Below are 19,027 nucleotides of genomic sequence, written 5' to 3'. Positions count from 1 at the left end.
CATAGGAGGTTAAAATGGAAAAGGTCAAAGAGGTATTGGACAAATTCGGGAATGCAAAGGAAAATCTTATCCAGATCATGTTGGAACTTCAGCTGCTTTCAGGAAAGAACTATCTGCCGGCTGAATGGGTGTCTTACGTTGCTGAATCACTTGATTTACCACTGAGTAAGGTATATGGGGTTATTACTTTTTACGCTATGTTTGGAATGGAGCCAAGGGGCAAATACCTTATTGAAGTTTGCAAAAGTGGTCCATGTCATGTATCAGGTGCGGAAAATGTAATACACATGCTGGAAAAGGAGCTTGGGATAAAGCCGGGACAAACCACAGGAGATGGAATTTTTACTTTGATGCTTTCCAGTTGCTTTGGGGCTTGTGACATAGCTCCCGCAATCAAGATAGGTGAAAATGTATATGGAAACCTTACGGAAGGAAGTTTGAAAGATATAGTGATTTCTTACAGGGAGGGGCTTAACTATGGAAAGAACTAGGATTTTAAGTGCAAGATTCGGCAGGATAAAGCCTGACTCTGTGGAGGAATACATTGCAAACGGTGGGTATAAAGGCCTTAAGAAAGCAATTACCATGCAGCATTTGGATATTATAGAAGAAATCAAGAAAGCCAATCTGTTTGGCAGGGGAGGGGCTGCTTATCCTACTGGCATAAAGTGGGAGCAGGCATATGCTATTAAAAAGGGTCCCAAGTATATGGTTTGCAATGCTGACGAAGGTGAACCCGGTACATTCAAGGACAGGCACATAATGGCGGAAGACCCTTTGATGCTGATTGAAGGTATGACTATCGGCGCATTTATAATGGGAGCTACAGAAGGTTACATATATGTAAGGGGAGAATACACAGCAATACAGAGAACTATAAAGAGCGCAATAGAGAATGCAAAAAAATCCGGTTACCTGGGTAAGAACATTCTGGGCGCAGGCTTTGATTTCGATCTTTTTGTAGTATCCGGGGCGGGTGCTTATGTATGTGGTGAAAATACTGCACTTGTTGAATCTATTGAGGGTAAGCCCGGAAGGCCAAGGCAAAAGCCGCCATATATTAAAAACTGTGGACTGTATCAGATGCCGACCATACTGAACAATGTTGAAACTTACTCCTGCATTCCCTGGATAATCAGTGAGGGTGGAGACAAGTTCAGTTCTTTTGGAACGGATTTCAGCGGTGGCACCAAGCTTATGTGTCTTTCGGGAAATGTAGTAAACAGAGGTGTATATGAAGTCCCCTTCGGTATTACGCTCAGGGAACTTATATATGACATCGGTGGAGGAATTCCAAACGGTGGAAAACTTAAATTTGTACATTTGGGTGGATCATCCGGTGCTTGTTTTCCTGAGAGCTTGTTAGATACAAAAATCTGCTATAATGATCTGAAAAAGAACGGATTATCACTCGGCTCAGGTGCAGTATTAGTAGTGGATGACAGCCACTGTCCGGTGGATTATCTTAAGACAGTAATGGAATTTTTCGAGGAAGAGTCTTGTGGCAAGTGCACCCCGTGCAGGGAAGGAAATCAAAGAATGGTAGAAATACTTGAGAGACTGACAGAGGGCAAAGGAACTGCTGCGGATATCAAAAAGCTGAAGAGTCTGGCTCAGACAATGAAAACTACAAGCTTCTGCGGATTGGGACAAAGCGCTCCTGTACCTGTAATCACTTTGCTTAAGTTTTTTGAAGAAGAATTTGAAGCGCATACTGCAGGCAAGTGTTCTACCGGGAAATGCACTTTTGGGACAAGCGGCACGAGCAGCAAGGGGGTAAAATAACCATGGATATGATTAATATTAAGATAGATGGTCTTGAAATTTCAGTACCTAAGGATACTACCGTATTGCAGGCGGCTAAACAGTTAAAGATTGACATTCCTACATTATGCTATATGAAGGGTATTAACGAGGTTGGTTCGTGCAGAATTTGCGTTGTTGAAGTAGAAGGATGGAGGGGATTACATCCCGCATGTGTAACAAAGGTTTGTGAGGGAATGGAAGTAAGGACCGCAAATAAAACTGTCAGGGAAGCAAGACAGAATATTTTAGAACTTATTATGGCAAACCATAACAGGGAATGTTTATCATGTTCAAGAAATATGAACTGCGAGCTTCAGAAACTTTGCAATGAAATGGGAATAAATGATATTCCTTATGAAAAGAAATCAGACCGTGGGTTGATAGATACATCGGCACCTGTAGTGAGGGATCCAAGCAAGTGTGTACTTTGCGGACGTTGTGTAAGTGTATGTGACAAAACACAGAGTGTGGGAGTTATAAACTATGCTTACAGAGGTGCTCATACTTCAGTTACGACTCCCTACGAGAATAGCTTGAATGAGTATGAGTGCATAAACTGTGGTCAGTGTATTAAAATTTGTCCTGTCGGTGCACTTCAGGAAAGAGATGATACGGATAAGGTCTGGGATGCTTTGGAAAATTCTGATCTTCACGTTGTAGTACAGACTGCACCTGCTGTAAGAATAGCTCTTGGTGAAGAGTTTGGTATGCCTGTAGGTACAAATGTAGAAGGCAAATTGACTAGTGCTCTGAGAAGACTAGGTTTCGACAAGGTATTTGATACGAACTTCAGTGCGGATCTTACTATAATAGAAGAGGGTAATGAACTGATTCAAAGGATAAATAACGGCGGCAAGCTTCCTCTGATAACTTCCTGCTCTCCTGGATGGGTCAAGTTTTGTGAGCATAAATATCATGATTTCATTGGAAATCTTTCCAGTTGCAAATCACCGCAGCAGATGTTTGGTGCAGTAGCAAAGTCTTACTATGCAGAGAAGTCCGGTATTGACCCCAGGAATATATTTGTAGTTTCAGTAATGCCGTGCACAGCTAAGAAATACGAGTCTGAGAGGAAAGAGATGGGAACAGACGGACTGAGGGATGTAGATGCAGTTATTACTACAAGGGAACTGGCAAAAATGATAAAGCAGGCAAGGATAGAATTTCAGGAACTGCCTGACAGCAGCTATGACAGCATAATGGGTACTTACTCAGGTGCCGGGGTCATATTCGGAAATACCGGTGGTGTAATGGAAGCAGCACTGCGTACAGTGGCGGACAGGCTTACGGGCAAAGACCTGAAGGAGGTAGAATATACTGCTGTCCGGGGAATTGACGGTATCAAGGAAGCTGTGATAAATATTAACAGTATGGAAATAAAAGTAGCTGTAGCAAGCGGTACTGCAAATGCAGCTAAGCTTCTGGATAAAATAAAGGCTGGAGAGGCTGATTACCATTTCGTTGAGGTTATGGCCTGTCCGGGTGGATGTATAAATGGGGGCGGACAACCTATCATAATGGATAAATCGAAAACTGAAGAAGTCAAGCAAAAGAGGATAGAAGGTATTTATGCAATAGACAAGGCTTGTGAAAAAAGGAAATCCCACGATAACCCTGAGATCAAAAAGTTATATGAGGAATACCTTGGAGAGCCGGGAAGTCATAAGGCACATCATCTCTTGCACACTCACTATGAAGCAAGGTAAACAATAGTGTCATAGTAATGCTCTTAATACAAAAATAAACCCTTTATGATTGTGAATTATAAAATTCCTGTCATAAAGGGTTTATTTTTTTTATTTATGAAGCAGCCTGTGTTGTGATTGAGCTGTTGGTTGTCGTTGTGTTGCCCTGTCTCCCGGGACTGCCAAAGCGTCCTTTTTTCATTCCCTTTTTACCGTGCATACCGTATTGTCCGTCAAAATCTTTCATATTGTCGAGCCTTTGGATGGCGGCATCGCCCTCTTCCTTGGTAATAGTACCATTGGCAACGAGTTTGTTTATCAATTCCTTGTGTAGTGCAGTCATTTTAGTTTTTATTTCACTCAGGTCTGTTTTTTGCTTTTCAGTCAACGTGGAAGCATCAGTTCTATACATACCAAAGAAACCGAAACTATCTCTTCCAAGACCCATTCCCGCAGTCAGGTCGCCGCTTTCAATTTCGGCTGCTGTCTCTTCAGCTTTCTTTATAACAGCATCGCCTTGTTCTTTGGTAAGAAGACCGTTTGCAACTAATTTGCTGATAGATTCCTTTTGCAGTTCGATTATTTTTTTGCGGGAATCCTTCAGATCAGCTTTTTGCTGGTCAGTAAGCTTTGAAGTGTCGATTTTTCCAATGCCCAAACCACCCTTCATTCCAGGACCGCTAAAACCGCCCCTTCCTCTTCCGAAACCTGACAGGAAATTGAGTTCTTCCCCGTTCTTAATAGCTTCGTCTATTCTTTTGATTTCCGCATCACCCTGCTCTTTTGTCATTGATCCATTCTCAACCATCTTGTTAATGAAATCTTTTTGCAGATCAGCCATTTTTTTGCCATAATCCTTAGCGTCTGTTTTTTGTTTTTCGGTTAGTTTGGAAAAGTCAATTCCAAAGAAACCGCGTATGCTTTTTGCAACCTGGGTATCTGAAGTGGCAGCAAAAACTGAGAGAGGAAGGGTAAGTGCAGTAGTAACTGCAAGTGCTATAAGTACTTTCTTTTTACTCATTTTTATATAACTCCTTTCATCATTTGATGATTTTATTCTATCCTGTCAATGTGTGTGTTCTGTGATTACAATATTAATAAATTGTGAACATTCATGAATACAAATTTTAGGATGAATCTTTTCAATGAAAACATATTTGTTCTTTTTTCATTTTCTACATGGTTATACCTGAATCAAATTTTCCGCACAGCTAATAATAGTTTTGACAACATATTTTCTTGCTTTTAAGAGGGATTGATTCATGTAAGATCACCTTATGGAGAGAAGGGGTTATAATCGATACAAAGAAGCAATTTAGAAAAGTAGGTACTCATAATGGCAGGTTTCATGCGGATGAGGTAATGGCAACAGCCATACTTAAGGAATTATTCGACGTAGAGGTTGTAAGGACCAGAGATACTGAGATCCTCAGCAAGCTTGATCTGGTATATGATGTAGGAGACGGGGAATTTGACCACCATCAGGTTGAAAAGGAATATCGTGAAAACGGAACTCCATATGCCGCATGTGGTTTGATATGGAGAAAATTCGGTAAGGAAGTTATAGTTTCAAGAGAGCCGCAATTACAGGAGAAAGAAGTTGATGAAATCTTTTCAGATATAGATGCCGTCCTGATTGAGAGTATTGATGCAGCGGATAATGGTATTAGGACTACTGAAACCATTATCCCCACAATGAATATTACTTCTATCATTGCAGGTTTTAACCCGCCCTGGGATGACGGTATATCTGAAGAAAAAGCTTTCAGCAAAGCAGTGGAATTTGCTTCTGCTACACTTGGAAATACAATCAATCAGCGTATTTCCAATATTAAAGCAAGAGAGTATGTCGTATATGCATATAATAACCGGGTAAGGCCGGAGCTTCTTATACTGGAAGCAGCTTATCCCTGGGCAAACACTTTATCCAGAATAGACAGGGAGAAGGAAGTTTTATTCGTTATTTATCCAAGGGAAGAGCAGTATCTACTACAAACTGTCAGGGATAATGGAAGCTCATTCAGAGACAGGAAAAGACTTCCGAAGGCTTGGGCAGGAAAAAGAGAAGAGGAACTTGGAAAAATAGTCGGAATCGATGATGCAGTGTTTTGTCATCCGTCAAGATTTATAGCAGGGGCCGGTTCCTTTGAGAGTATTATGAAAATGGCTGAAATAGCGATAGCAGAGCCCGTTCAGGAGAAAAGGGAAGTGCCGCGCGGATTCATGGTTGCCTTGAAACGGTTTCTGCTGAGTAAAAAGATAGTAATAAAACGTTAATAAGGTTGGCTTGATATTACTTTATAGTAGAATCAAGCCAGCTATGCAAGCTATATCTCCTCAAAAATATCTATCATTTAGCTGCTGTAATCAACTACTGCCAAACTGTTTTTTATATTCCAGCGGACTTAGATTATATCTCTTTTTAAAACCTGAACACAGGTAGGCTGAGCTTCCGAAGCCACATTCCATAGCTATCTGTGTTATAGGCATATTTTCATGGGTAAGCATTTTCCGCGCCCTTTCAAAACGGAGTTCTAAAAGATAATCCAATACTGATTGTCCGGTCTCTTTTTTAAATACCCTTGAGAAATGTGACAGCGACATGTTTGCTATCTTCGAAAGTTCGTTAACTGATATTCTTCTGTTATAGTTATTGTGCAGATAGTGAATAACTTTATCAATTTCAAGCCTGTAGGAAACCCTATCATGTGCATGGTTAAGATTCAGGACAGACCTTATGATTGTATGGCATATTTCCAGGCCGATAGTATATAAAAGAGTTTTTTGCCCGGGCATATTATTATCTGCTTCTATCATAAAGCTCCTCAGCCTGGGAAGAAGCGCTTCGGGAGCCTTATAGTATTCTCCCGGGAATACTATATTTTTATTTATATACTCACCCAACTCACCTTCAAAGAGTTCCTTATCAATAAATATTGCTATGTACCTTGAAGTGAAGCCGTCATTAAGTTCCTGATGAGGAATTCCGGGGGATAACGCACTGAGTTTTCCCTGCTCCGAACGTATTGTATTTCCATGAATTTTAACAACAGTAGTGTTGTCAAATGACAGTACAAACATATATGATGGATGTGTATGTAGGGGAGAAATGGAATAAAGGCATGGGCCGGTCACAGGCATGAACATGGCTATCTTGTCTCCGACAAAGCAGTCTACGTGCCTGAGTTGATCTTCAGTAATATCACCTACAAGATTTCTGATTTTTTCAATGTTTTTTCTGGCTGTATCTCTCATATTCATCACTTATCGTATAAACTTGAGGTAAACTCACTGAAGTGAGTTTACCTCATTGTATTGAATTAAGTATGAGTTACATTGTGTATCCACTTGCGGGAGAAATATCTGCGTAAGCCCAAAGAGGCTTTTATAAACTCTTCGGTAGTCGACAGAAGATATACGTATATGAGCGGGAGATTAAAATAAAGCCCGCCCAGGGCAGTCAAAGGTATTGCAAACAGCCATAGGGGCAAAATCTCCATAAACAGTGAAAATTTTGTATCACCACCTGCTCTTGCTACGCCTACAATCATGACAAAATTAAATGTTCTTATCGGAAATACGAAAACCATGGCAGTAAGTACTTGGGCAGCAAGATGCTTGACATCGGCTGAGACGTGAAATAACGACAGTATGCTGTTGTAGGATAAAAGCAGCATTATGCTCGTAGCTACACCTAAAAGAGGGCCTATAATCAGTAATCTTCCGGAGTCACGGTATGCATGATCCTTATTACCCTCTCCGATCTTATGCCCGACCATGATGGCACAGGCATTGGACAAACCAAAGAATAAGACTAAAGCGATCCTGTCAATGTTTGAAACGATATTCAAGGCGGCAACATTCATGGCAGCGGCTTCAGGAGTACCCATATGTCCATAAATGAACGTGTAAAATGTTACTCCCAGAGACCATAGGCCTTCATGTAAAATAACCGGCAAAGTAGTCTTGATAAACTTCCTCAGGAAATCCGTGTCGAAGCTCATCAATTCCTTGAGACCTGCGGCTACAGGGTGTTTTGCAGTGTATATTACCAGAACTATTATTAGCGCTTCCACTATACGTGAGATCAGTGTAGCAATTGAAGCGCCGCGTACCCCCATGGACGGGAATCCTAAATTGCCCTCGATGAGAAGGAAATTTAGTACCGTATTTAATGACAAAGCAATAATGCTGGCAAACATTGGCAGTTTGACATAACCGGTACTTCTGGATAATGCTGCATAGCAAAAGGAAATTGCCATTATTACAAAGCTCATTGCATTTATTGTTAAAAACTGTACGCCAAGGTCGATAACAATAGGATCACTGTTGAACAGCCCGATAATGTGTTTAGGGAATATCAGACACACGAGAGTGAATATTAGAGATATTCCGCAGCCTATTTTCAGACAAATACCGAGCACTGTCCTTACTCCGCCGATATCACCCTTGCCCCAGTATTGTGATGCAAATATGCTTGCTCCGCTGTAAGCACCAAACAGAATCAGGTTTAGCAGAAAGAAAACCTGATTTGCTATACCCACACCTGCGATTGCTTTTTCTCCCAACTGTCCCACCATAATGGCATCTATCATATTCAGAGATGATGCAACAAGACTCTGTAACGCTATAGGAACAGCCAGATGCACCAGTGTTTTGTAAAATTCCTTATCTCCCAGCCGGCTCATTTTGTGTAATATCCTCCGTAGTATGTAGAATGAATTATCATACTATTTTAAGTTTAATTTACATAAATGTCTATAGATAATTTTGAAATAAATTAAAGAATTGAAAAAAATGTTCTATTCGTAGGCAAGGACTTCGCGTACGCCCATTTTTGTAGCCTTCCAAGCCGGATAAAGACTTGAGAGTGCTGCCAGTATTAAAGCCAGCCCCAACCAAATGAAAATGCCCAATGGTGAAAATGAAATCTTCAGAGGCGTTTCAAAGAAGACATTTCCAAAGGTAATACTCATGAAAATGCTTACCGGAGCTGCTATCAATACGGCAGATACCCAGCTGAGCAGTCCTATAACAATACCTTCACCCAGTATTATACGGAATATTGATTTGGTGGAGGCTCCAACAGCGCGCATAATACCTATTTCACGTGTGCGTTCAAGAATATTGATGCTCATGGTAGTTGACAGTCCAAGACCTCCGACTGTAACTCCGAGGAACGACATTATTACCAGCATGCTGGCTATTATGAGAAGATGCTCTTCTACCTTTTCACGTATATCAGCCAGCCTTTGGACTTTTACTATCTGAAAACCGGAAGACTCCAATTCAGTTTCAATTATCTTTGCCATATTGTTTATGCTTTTCGCTTCTTTCTTATCGATAACTATCACTGCATTTTGGCCAAGACCGTCCTGCTCTGTTACATTCTGGAAATACTCCATATTAACATATGCTTTGGGTTCAGACATTATTTCCTGCACAATTCCGGTAATCTTCCAGTCTGACTCCCTGCCGTTGATACTTAATGTGATTGTGTCACCCAGTTTTATGTCAGGCTCCAGTGATAGCACCATCTGGTTTATGACTATTGCATTTGTATCTTCGTATTTCAGCCACTGGCCTGAGCTTGGCTGTATAGGAGCAATTGCTTTGGTATCAGGGGGAACAGCCAGTATGGTGAAGTTATTGCCCTTCATGCTGTCCTGATGCATACGTGCAGCTTGGGAACCTCCCCAAACCTCCATATACTTTATACCTGGAATTTTTTTTACCGCGGTTTCTATATCTGTCTTGTCATAAGGCCGCGCAAGCATAGCCGATACATCAAAACGGAATGATTTGATAAATCCTACAGTACTGGAATTCATAGATGCTGAAACATTCATGGCAGTGATAAACAGGGCTCCTCCTATGGATAAAACACCGAATGTGAATAACAACCTGCCCTTTTTTCTGAAAGTATTTCTTATGGATAGAAGAAATGGGCGTGAAATACCTTTTATCTTATATAGCAAGACCTCTTTTGTATGTTTCCCTTTCAAAGAAACCCCATAGTCCTGAAGTGCTTCTCTTACAGTGACAAAGCTCCCTTTTATTATGGAGTAGACCGCAGCTGTCAAAGGCAGCAGCAGACCTACCAGCACTTGAATAAGATATATTCCTAACGGGATACTGTTGTCAAATATTTTGAAATTCAGCATTTCCGCTGCCAGGTTTGAATATGCCCTTCCCCCTATGACAGCCAGCGGGATCGCCACAACTATAGCTATACCTCCAAGGATCAGGATTGATGTCAAGTAGATTGATGCGATTTGAAGAGGTCTTCCGCCCACAGCTTTCATTATGCCTATCTGCCGGATTTGCTGTGATAATATAGCTGAAATCATATTGGCTACAATGATGACACTTAGGATTAAAGTGAGTATCCCAAAAGAGCCTATAAGGAAGAGCAGCGTCTCCATCTGACTTGCATGCGGGTGTTTTCCCGGTTTGGGAATTTCGATCCTCTCAACCCTTTTTCCCTGTTTTTCCAGCCAGTCTTTTAGTTTATTAGTAATATCCCGGATATGCTTTTTGTCCATCTGGTTATCCGAAACGACAAATTTTAGCTCATTCATACCGTTTTTTCCACCGAGCATCCGGTATGTTTCCGGTGTAATGAAGCCGTATGCAAAGCCTTCCATATAGGCAGGGGAAAGTGCCGGAGCATGCAGTATCCCGGTGATGTTCAGTTTTGCAGCAGGCAGGTCTGGCAGCTTTACGTTAATTATGTCTCCAATCTTACATTTCAGCACATCAACTGCTGATCTTTCGATAAGGATTTCTCCTTTTGCAGGAGGCCAGCTGCCCTTTTCAGAGGTAAAGGTACTTATGCTCAAGTCGTTGAAATCACTTATTACAAACAGATATATTTCTTTTCCTATGGAAGTTTCTGAAACTACACGCGCAGGTACAGTTCTTCTTTGCTCGGCATATTTTATTCCGGGCATTTGCCGTACTTGTTCGACTATATTTTTGTTCAGGGCTTCTACCCAAAGAGTGGCTGAAGCCGGATTTGTATTCAGATAATTGGCAGTCATTTCTCTGGTGAGTATAGCCTGGGCGTTCAATACTGCTCCCATGCCGGTAATTCCTACAATCATTGCAAGAAGCACAAGCAGTGTCCTTGACTTACTGGATAAAAAATCTTTAATACTCTTTTTCCAACAAAGTCTGAACATGTCAGTTCACCCCCCTGAAATACTTGGAAGAATCCCTTTCTGTGGGTATATCTTCAGTTATTTTACCGTCGGCTACTGTGACGCATCGGTTTACACGCATGCCGACTTCCTTATCATGGGTAATAATTATTACTGTTTTACCTTCTTCCACCAGTTTATCAAAAATTCCGAATATCATTCCTGCTGTCCGGCTGTCAAGGTTTCCGGTGGGCTCATCAGCTGCAATAATCTGCGGATCATTTGCCAGCGCGCGTGCTATTGCCACCCGCTGCTGCTCGCCGCCTGAAAGACTGGAAGGTATTTTATCAGCATGGCTTTTCATACCCACCTTATCAAGAAGGGATAAAGCTCTGGTCTTTCTGGCAGTATAGGGGTATGAATTGCAGAAATCCATTGGAAGCATTACATTTTCCAGAACAGTCAGTGTAGGAAGGAGCTGAAAGAACTGAAAAACCACCCCTATGTTTCTACCGCGCCATACAGCCATTCGGCTTTCAGACAGGGAAGTGATAACCCGGTTGTCTATAACAATATCCCCTGATGTGGGACGGTCAATTCCTGTAAGCATATTAAGCAGGGTAGTTTTTCCGCTGCCGGATTTTCCTACGATACCGACATACTCCCCTTTGGAAATAGAGAGATTAATTCGATCGAGAGCTGTAAACTTTCCTCTTTCATTACTAAATTCTTTAACCACTTCAGTTAATTTAATAAAGGGTTTTTCTATTTTGTTTTGCTGCATGGATAAATCCTCCTTAAAAGTGTTTTATGTTGTAATTGTAAGCTGTAAGGAGGATTTAGTCGTCTTAGCGGATAGGAATAGACGTATGAATTTGTAATATCCGGGTAGGTTAGGACCCGTCCTATTTAGTTTCCAGTTGTCTTCTGTACTCTGAAGGGGTAACGCCGGTATACTTCTTAAAGAAATTATTAAAAGTTGCTTTAGAGCTGAAACCTGCATCAAATGCAACGGCAAGTATTTTCATATATTGATAAGAGGGATCAGCCATCAGCTCCTGAACCCTTTTTATGCGATACCCGTTAATGAAATCATAAAAGTTCATGCCCAATTTTTCGTTCAATACCTGTGAGAGGCGGTTCCGTGGTATTTCCAGCATTGAGGCGAGATCAGGCAGCGTCAGTTCAGGATTTAAATAAGGCTTTTCTTCATCCATAAAAGCTGACAGCTTCTTCGAAATTTCATCTGCTTCCATAGCATCAAGACCGGAATGCTCATATTTTGGACTTGGGTTTTCATCTGTACATATGCTTTCTAGTTGCATTTTTTCCAGGCTTATCTCATTGTCCGGCAAATTGTTGTTGAAAATTTCAGGCTGCGTAAGACCGCGGTAACCAAAGCCAAATACAGATATAGACAGGATAATGCAAATAACCTTTTGAAAGTGGGGGAATGGATTGCTTCCGTGAATCAGCCAGACAAGCAGTACAAAATATATTAAATAGACTGCAAGTAGAATACAAAGCATGTATTTCAACCAGTTCAAGTTAATCCTGTCAATATCGGAATAGCATTCCTTTATCCGTTTCCGGTGCAATTCGGAGCAGTGTACTGCTGCTATTGTATAGGATACTATATGGGTTAGTATGATACTCCATATGAAAACTGTGGCTGTGCTCGAATATTGCTTCAAAAATGAGTGCCATGCCTCAATTTTGGGTGAAAATAAAATCATAAGGCTGTAAAGTCCAAAGGGTAAAATGTGAAAAATATCTGCTTTTTTAAAACGGTTTAAAGGGCTAGTCAGCTCTCTTATGTAAAAGAAGGTAAGCGGTCCCAGCAGCAGTTGAAAAGGCTCATTTATTTTCATAAGCGGGTTATTCTGTTTGTAAATCAAATCTGCAAACAATACGGAGTGGGTGATGTTGATGGAAAATGTCAGCAGAAGAAAAGCAAGGATGCGGTTGGCTCTTTTGTTTCCCTTTCCAATACTTAATAATATGACTGCAAGAAATACTCCTTGAAGTATGCCTGCTCCGATAATGAATGAAGATACATAGCTCAGTGTGTTCATGTGAAATTCCTTTTTAAATTAATGTTTGTATACATTATTATAGTATAGCTGGGGTTTAGGTCAAGAAAATCTGCTAATCAAAATCTATACAGGAGCATTAGGAGATATGTGCTACTGCTAAACCCTGATGGCCTGATATCGGAAGAAAAAAAGCAAAAACTGCTAACTTAACCCTTGTATTACCCAGTTCAATAACAGAATTTATCTGGTACAACGCGTTAAGATAGAGTTTTTGCTTCAGATTTGTATTATTTATACAGCTTCATTTTCGAGATTGGCACCTGTAAACTGGCTGTTGTAGAGATCCGCATAGAAACCGCCCTTTGACAGCAGCTCTTTGTGATTACCCATTTCTATAATACTTCCATGATTCATAACAAGTATCATCTCAGCATCCCGTATCGTGGATAATCTGTGTGCAATTACAAAGCTAGTTCTGTCCTTCATAAGGTTTGCCATAGCTTTCTGTATCAAAACTTCCGTCCTTGTGTCAACGCTGCTGGTAGCCTCATCAAGAATAAGGATAGCAGGGTCAGCCAGTATTGCACGTGCTATAGTAAGTAGCTGCTTTTGCCCTTGAGATATATTGGTGGCTTCCTCATTTAATATTGTATTGTAACCGTCAGGCAGTGTTCTGATAAAGTGGTCTGCATGAGCTGCTTTGGCAGCCCTTACAATTTCATCCATAGTTGCACCTTCACGGCCATATGCAATATTATCTTTTATCGTTCCGTTAAAAAGCCATGTATCCTGAAGCACCATACCGAACATACTCCTTAAAGCGCCTCGCTTGATATCTCTTATATCTATACCGTCAATTGTAATTTTTCCCTCATTGATTTCGTAAAAACGCATCAACAGATTTACAAGAGTAGTTTTACCCGCACCAGTAGGACCTACAATAGCAATGGTATGGCCTTGTTTTACATCAAGGTTCATGCTTTCTATAAGGGGCTCTGTTTCCTTATAGCTGAATTTAACATTTTTAAACTCAACCTCGCCCTTTGGCAGCTTTATTACTTTGGCATCCGGACTGTCAGGGATTTCCTCCTGCTCGTCAAGTATTTCAAAAACCCTTTCAGCACATGCAATTGTAGATTGAATGATATTTGCGATGTTTGCAGTCTGCACTATAGGCATGGTAAATGATCTTGAGTATTGGATGAATGCTGTGATGTCTCCCAGATTAAGTCTGTTTTTGGTCATCCACAGTCCGCCCACAATACAAATCAGTACATACCCCAAATTGCTTACAAAATTCATCAGAGGAAACATTATACCTGATACGAACTGTGCTTTCCAGCCAGATTCATACAGTTTGTCATTTATTCCGCTGAATTTTTCAATAGAATCTTTTTCATGACCAAAGGCTTTTACTATTTTGTGTCCGGTATACATTTCTTCAACATGGCTGCTGAGCTGTCCGAGTTCTTTTTGCTGTGCTGCGAAGTATTTCTGTGATTTTTTTGCAACAAAAGCTGTTGAGAAAATGTAAAGCGGCAGTGTAGCAAGCACTATTAGTGTCAGCACCGGACTTATGGTCAGCATCATTATGATGTAGCCAAGAATCTGTACAATGGAAGTAATCAACTGGGTCAAACTTTGCTGCAGCGTCTGAGATATAGTATCTATATCATTGGTCACGCGGCTTAAAATTTCTCCATGGGTCTTTGAGTCAAAATACTTGAGTGGCAATCTGGGTAGTTTGTTGTCTACGTCCTTACGCATATTATATACTGTTTTTTGAGCGACGCCAGACATAACATACTGCATGATAAAAGTGAAAGCTGAACTCAATAAGTAGAAACCCAATAATATCAGAAGTATTCTTCCGATATACGTATAATCCACTTTGCCGTCAGTTTCTTCTATTGCTTTTATTACTCTGTCTATCTGTTCTTCCGAATAGTTCATTTTCTGCTGGCCTTCTGAAGCCTGAGTGGCATTTGGCAGCTTTTTGCTTAAAGACATCAGTTTCTTGCATATTTCGGCCTTTTGTTCGGGATCTTCGATTGTATCCAGTAAAGGCAGCTGCATCATTTCCTGAATAGCCTTCAACGCTTCAGGGTCCAGCTGGCTAGCATTCTGTTGTGACTGAGTACCTTTTTGCATTTGCAGCTTTATCTGCTCCTGAAATTTCTTCTGTTGGCCGGAAATCTCCTTTAAGACCATCCTTGCAGAAATGCCATCTGTCAGCTTGTTCATAGCCTTACCGGTAATTTTGGGTGATATAACTGTGAAACCCATTCCAATAATTGCAAATATAAGTACAGCAATGAGGTTTACTTTATGAGGTTTCAGGTAACCAAGCAATCTCTTGAGTGTTCCCTTGAAATTCTTAGCTTTCTCAACGGGCATTCCAAGAGCACCTCCAGGACCTCCTCCGTGTGCACCTCCTCTCGGCCTTTGAACAGTTCTTTTTTCTGTACCTACTCCACTCATGCTAATTCCTCCTCTGACAACTGTGAGGATACAATTTCACGGTACACCTCGCAGGTATTTAAAAGCTCTCTATGGGTACCGATGCCCGCTATACGTCCTTCATCCAAAACAATAATACGGTCTGCATCCATAACTGTTCCAACCCTTTGAGCGACAATCAGCACTGTAGCATCAGCAATTTCATTTTTAAGTGCTGCACGAAGCATGGCATCTGTTTTAAAATCCAGTGCTGAAAAGCTGTCGTCGAAAATATATATCTCCGGTCTTCTTATAAGCGCCCGGGCGATGGAAAGCCGCTGCTTCTGTCCTCCGGATACATTTGTACCGCCCTGGGCTATTACAGTATCAAACCCTTCCTTCATTCCGGAAATAAACTCCAAAGCTTGAGCAATTTCGGCGGCGTGTTTTACCTCTTCATTGGTAGCATTGTCATTACCATATTTGATATTTTCGGTTACAGTACCTGAAAACAGGACTGCTTTCTGAGGTATAAAACCGATCTTTGCACGAAGTGCTTCCTGAGACATTTCCCGTACATCCATATTGTCAACAAGAACACTTCCGCTGTCTACATCATAAAAGCGGGGAATGAGGTTTATAAGCGTTGATTTGCCTGAACCTGTTCCACCGATAATCGCGGTAACTTCTCCGGGTTTTGCGCTGAAAGAGATATTCTGCAAAGCAGGCTCTTCTGCACCATGGTAACTGAAGGAAACATTCCTGAATTCAACATAACCTTTTTCTTTACCTGCTGTCTTTACCTGCTTTGGATCCTCGATTTCCGGAACTGTATCAAGGACTTCATTAATCCTTATAGCGGCAGCCTGAGCGCGGGGAACCATTATGAACATCATTGAGAGCATAAGCATGGAAAACATTATTTGCATTGCGTATTGAATGAATGCAAGGAGTGATCCCAGGTCCATATCCCCATTGTCAATCCTTATTCCACCGAACCATAATATGGAGATGGTGGTCAGGTTCATAACCATCATCAGGGAAGGCATCATAAAGGCCATTATTTTATTGACTTTAATATAGTTATCGGTTAAATCTGCATTTGCAGCTTCAAAACGGGCTTTTTCGTGTTCATCACGGTTGAATGCACGGATAACCCTGATTCCTGTGAGGTTTTCACGTAAAACCAGGTTGATTTTATCCAGCTTTACCTGCATTTGCTTAAACAGAGGTATACCTTTTGATGCAATTAAAGCTATAGTACCTCCTAAAACAGGAATTGCTACAGCGAGTACCCAGGTCAGAGTCCTGTCCTTGGATAATGCCAGAATAATACCGCCTATAGCCATCATTGGGGCACTGATCATCATTCTCATAATCATTATGGTAACCATCTGGATTTGAGTAATATCGTTTGTAGTTCTTGTAATAAGTGTAGAGGTTCCAAGTTTATCAAATTCGTGCAGGGAATAGCTCTCCACACGGTTGAAAACCTTGTTGCGGAGGATTTTGCCCAAGCCCATGGAAGCTTTTGACGACAAAAAGCTGGCAATAATTGCACATATGGTTCCGCCGGCTGCTATAAGCAGCATTAATCCCCCTACTTTATAGATATAGCCTGTATCGCCTATCATTATGCCTTTGTTTACAATATCAGACATTAAGGTCGGTAAATATAAATCAGCAAGGGTCTGCAAAAAAATCAATATCAAAACCCCGGCTATTAAAGCTGAGTATGGTTTTAAAAACTTATACAATCGAAGCATTAATCATCATCTCCTGGATGCTATATATATTTGTACACTTTTGCTATTGGAAATAACAAATCCAATTTCTTTAATCATTAAATCTATATCAATTGTGATTTTGATTTACATTATATGTTCAGGTGCCCGCATAACTTGCGAATTGAGCATGGGACAGCCGAATTTGCTGTAAACCAAACACACAAAATTATTTTTTTGGTTCACTTAGCAACCGCTTGAGCGTATTCAACCCTTCCAAAATTTTTTCCAGATCCTCTTGTGTTCCTTTCTTAATTAATTTTTCCCATTTTGCTTCTACTATCTGATGAAAGTCCTTGTGCATTTCATCAGCCTTGGGTGATAGTTTTACGTATACTACCCTCTTATCATCCATACTTCTTTCTCTTTCAACAATCCCCTGGTTTTCAAGCCTGTCTATTATCCCGGATACAGTACTGTTTGACAGAAAAATTTGTTCGCTCAGTTCGCTTATTTTCATCTTTCCTTTTTTGATTAGGATGCTTAAAATCATCCCTTGAGGTGCAGTGATACCCATGCTTTCAAAAACTCTGTCCATTTTTTGGTGCATGAGGGAAATGACTTCCCTGAAAAGTCTTCCGACCTCTATACTTCTGTTTAATGACTCCATTAACTCACCCCTCAGCTACTTCGTGTACAAACATTTAGCATTAAAATATTTCGCATTAAAATAATTCGCATACGAATTATTTTAATGCGCAGATAGACTCTTGTCAAGTTCTACTTAATCTGATTTGACTGCTATAAGCTTGACGATTGTCTGGAATGTGACTCATAAGAATTACATGTAGAAGGATATTGGCAGCATACATGACTGTGTAGTACGTCATAAAAGTATTGATTCTTAGAGAACATTGCTTTATAATAAAAATAGTTTACAGTTGAAAAATTGTGTGTTGTTCTTTTTATTTCTTAAGTGAATTCATAAATTAACATCTTTTGTTTTTCCAGATTCTAATGTTCTTGTTACTGTATTTTGATATTTTCCATAATTAGTTGTAATGGTTTGAAGGTTTAAGAAATCTATTATTGCGTTCACGGTTTTTTATCTGCCGTTTCTGATTTTACGTATCTATGTATCTTGATTTATTACTTTACATAAAGCGTATAATTTGCTCTTAAAATAAAACTGTGTTTATTTTCCCTTAATACGTGGTAAAAATCGAAATAATGACAAGCAGCTCCAAGAAAGACATATGAGCTTGGAGCATCACAAAAAAACATCAGGGTTATCTTTCGTTTCTTCTGATTAATGCTGTTTCATAACATTATTCCATCAAATTCAGCATATGGAGGGATACCGTGCATAAACTGAGCGATGATATATGTAGGGAATATATAGATATATTAAGGGAAAAGACCGGGATATCGCTGGATAATCATAAAGAACACCTGATCCAGACAAAAATTTTCAAGCTTCTGAGAAAGAGGCAGGTAGAAAATCCTGAAAAGCACCTGGATTTGTTAATAGAGCAGCGGGATGCAAATGAGATTCAAGAATTTATCAATATTATGACAACAAATACTACGGAATTTTTTCGCGAAAACGATCACTTCGAATATTTGAAAAATAATTTCTCTTATATCCTTCAAAAGAATCCCAGAATCAATCGCAAAAATGAATTGCGTATATGGAGCGCGGGCTGCTCAACTGGACAAGAACCTGTTACTATCGCAATGGTGTTAAAAGAGCTCCTGGAAGAGGGAATGGATATAAAGATTCTGGCAACTGACATCAGTACAAAGGTATTGACCAAGGCAGCTTCCGGCGTTTACTCGCAAACCGAATGCGAGGGTATACCGCAAGTGTATCTTAACAAGTATTTCATTAAGGATGGTGAAAACTTCAGGGTAAAGGATGTCATTCTAAACACGATAAAGTACAGGATATTTAACCTAATGGGTGAACATGGCTTCAGGCACGGGTTTGATATCGTATTTTGCCGCAACGTAATGATTTATTTTGATCAAAACATGCAACAGAAGCTGATAGATATATTCCATAAGGTGCTTGTTCCTGGTGGATTGCTGCTGCTTGGGCATTCTGAGAGCCTTATCAATAAAAAACATGATTTTCTAAGTTACAAGCCCTCAATCTATATGAAAAAGCCAATATGAGTTCTATGGAGGATGAG

Annotated in this window: 14 protein-coding genes; 5 read left to right on the top strand and 9 right to left on the bottom strand. The window is 40.3% G+C overall.

Annotation, left to right across the window (positions count from 1 at the left end; all coding sequences use genetic code 11):
- Positions 1-14 precede the first annotated feature (14 nt).
- The 3 genes from N3I35_01895 to N3I35_01885 are packed head-to-tail and all read left to right on the top strand — an operon-like array spanning position 15 to position 3,512.
- The gene (locus N3I35_01895; GenBank protein ID MCX8128834.1) at positions 15-491 is read left to right on the top strand and encodes an NAD(P)H-dependent oxidoreductase subunit E; all 477 of its coding nucleotides are present in this window, start codon (positions 15-17) and stop codon (positions 489-491) included.
- Entirely contained in the window at positions 478-1,785 is a 1,308-nt protein-coding gene (locus tag N3I35_01890) for an SLBB domain-containing protein (protein MCX8128833.1), read from the top strand. The genes N3I35_01895 and N3I35_01890 overlap by 14 nt, the downstream gene beginning before the upstream one ends.
- Before the next feature lie 2 nt (positions 1,786-1,787).
- Positions 1,788-3,512: an NADH-dependent [FeFe] hydrogenase, group A6 gene (locus N3I35_01885; protein ID MCX8128832.1), complete on the top strand. Its 1,725-nt coding sequence runs from the start codon at positions 1,788-1,790 to the stop codon at positions 3,510-3,512.
- A 94-nt stretch (positions 3,513-3,606) separates the two neighbouring features.
- Here N3I35_01885 and N3I35_01880 read toward each other — a convergent pair whose 3' ends face one another.
- The gene (locus N3I35_01880; GenBank protein ID MCX8128831.1) at positions 3,607-4,512 is read right to left on the bottom strand and encodes a YckD family protein; all 906 of its coding nucleotides are present in this window, start codon (positions 4,510-4,512) and stop codon (positions 3,607-3,609) included.
- Between the two features lie 218 nt (positions 4,513-4,730).
- Between N3I35_01880 and N3I35_01875 the strand changes: the two genes are divergently transcribed.
- Positions 4,731-5,768, top strand: coding sequence for an MYG1 family protein (locus N3I35_01875; protein MCX8128830.1), 1,038 nt, complete (start codon positions 4,731-4,733; stop codon positions 5,766-5,768).
- Between the two features lie 90 nt (positions 5,769-5,858).
- On the opposite strand, the gene N3I35_01870 is transcribed toward N3I35_01875, so the two are convergent.
- From N3I35_01870 to N3I35_01835, 8 genes are all read right to left on the bottom strand, one after another.
- Complete coding sequence (locus tag N3I35_01870) at positions 5,859-6,746, bottom strand: AraC family transcriptional regulator (protein MCX8128829.1); 888 nt, start codon at positions 6,744-6,746, stop codon at positions 5,859-5,861.
- Between the two features lie 65 nt (positions 6,747-6,811).
- The gene (locus tag N3I35_01865; protein MCX8128828.1) at positions 6,812-8,179 is read right to left on the bottom strand and encodes an MATE family efflux transporter; all 1,368 of its coding nucleotides are present in this window, start codon (positions 8,177-8,179) and stop codon (positions 6,812-6,814) included.
- Positions 8,180-8,293: 114 nt separating this feature from the next.
- Positions 8,294-10,675: an FtsX-like permease family protein gene (locus N3I35_01860; protein ID MCX8128827.1), complete on the bottom strand. Its 2,382-nt coding sequence runs from the start codon at positions 10,673-10,675 to the stop codon at positions 8,294-8,296.
- A 1-nt stretch (position 10,676) separates the two neighbouring features.
- Positions 10,677-11,417 carry an ABC transporter ATP-binding protein gene (locus N3I35_01855; protein ID MCX8128826.1) on the bottom strand — a complete coding sequence of 247 codons (741 nt, stop codon included), beginning with the start codon at positions 11,415-11,417 and terminating at the stop codon, positions 10,677-10,679.
- Between the two features lie 121 nt (positions 11,418-11,538).
- Positions 11,539-12,708 carry a helix-turn-helix domain-containing protein gene (locus N3I35_01850; GenBank protein MCX8128825.1) on the bottom strand — a complete coding sequence of 390 codons (1,170 nt, stop codon included), beginning with the start codon at positions 12,706-12,708 and terminating at the stop codon, positions 11,539-11,541.
- 252 nt (positions 12,709-12,960) lie between these two features.
- Positions 12,961-15,150, bottom strand: a complete 2,190-nt coding sequence (locus N3I35_01845; GenBank protein ID MCX8128824.1) for an ABC transporter ATP-binding protein/permease — start codon at positions 15,148-15,150, stop codon at positions 12,961-12,963.
- Positions 15,147-16,874 carry an ABC transporter ATP-binding protein/permease gene (locus N3I35_01840; GenBank protein MCX8128823.1) on the bottom strand — a complete coding sequence of 576 codons (1,728 nt, stop codon included), beginning with the start codon at positions 16,872-16,874 and terminating at the stop codon, positions 15,147-15,149. Before N3I35_01840 ends, N3I35_01845 begins: the two co-directional genes overlap by 4 nt.
- Positions 16,875-17,061: 187 nt before the next feature.
- Positions 17,062-17,502 carry a MarR family transcriptional regulator gene (locus N3I35_01835; protein ID MCX8128822.1) on the bottom strand — a complete coding sequence of 147 codons (441 nt, stop codon included), beginning with the start codon at positions 17,500-17,502 and terminating at the stop codon, positions 17,062-17,064.
- A 692-nt stretch (positions 17,503-18,194) separates the two neighbouring features.
- Between N3I35_01835 and N3I35_01830 the strand changes: the two genes are divergently transcribed.
- Positions 18,195-19,010, top strand: a complete 816-nt coding sequence (locus N3I35_01830; protein MCX8128821.1) for a methyltransferase — start codon at positions 18,195-18,197, stop codon at positions 19,008-19,010.
- The last annotated feature ends 17 nt before the right edge of the window (positions 19,011-19,027 follow it).

This window comes from Clostridia bacterium (genome assembly GCA_026414765.1).
Lineage (GTDB): Bacteria > Bacillota > Clostridia > Acetivibrionales > DSM-27016 > SKW86.
Note: the sequence above shows the minus strand (reverse complement) of the source record. Positions and strands in the feature narration are given on the sequence as shown.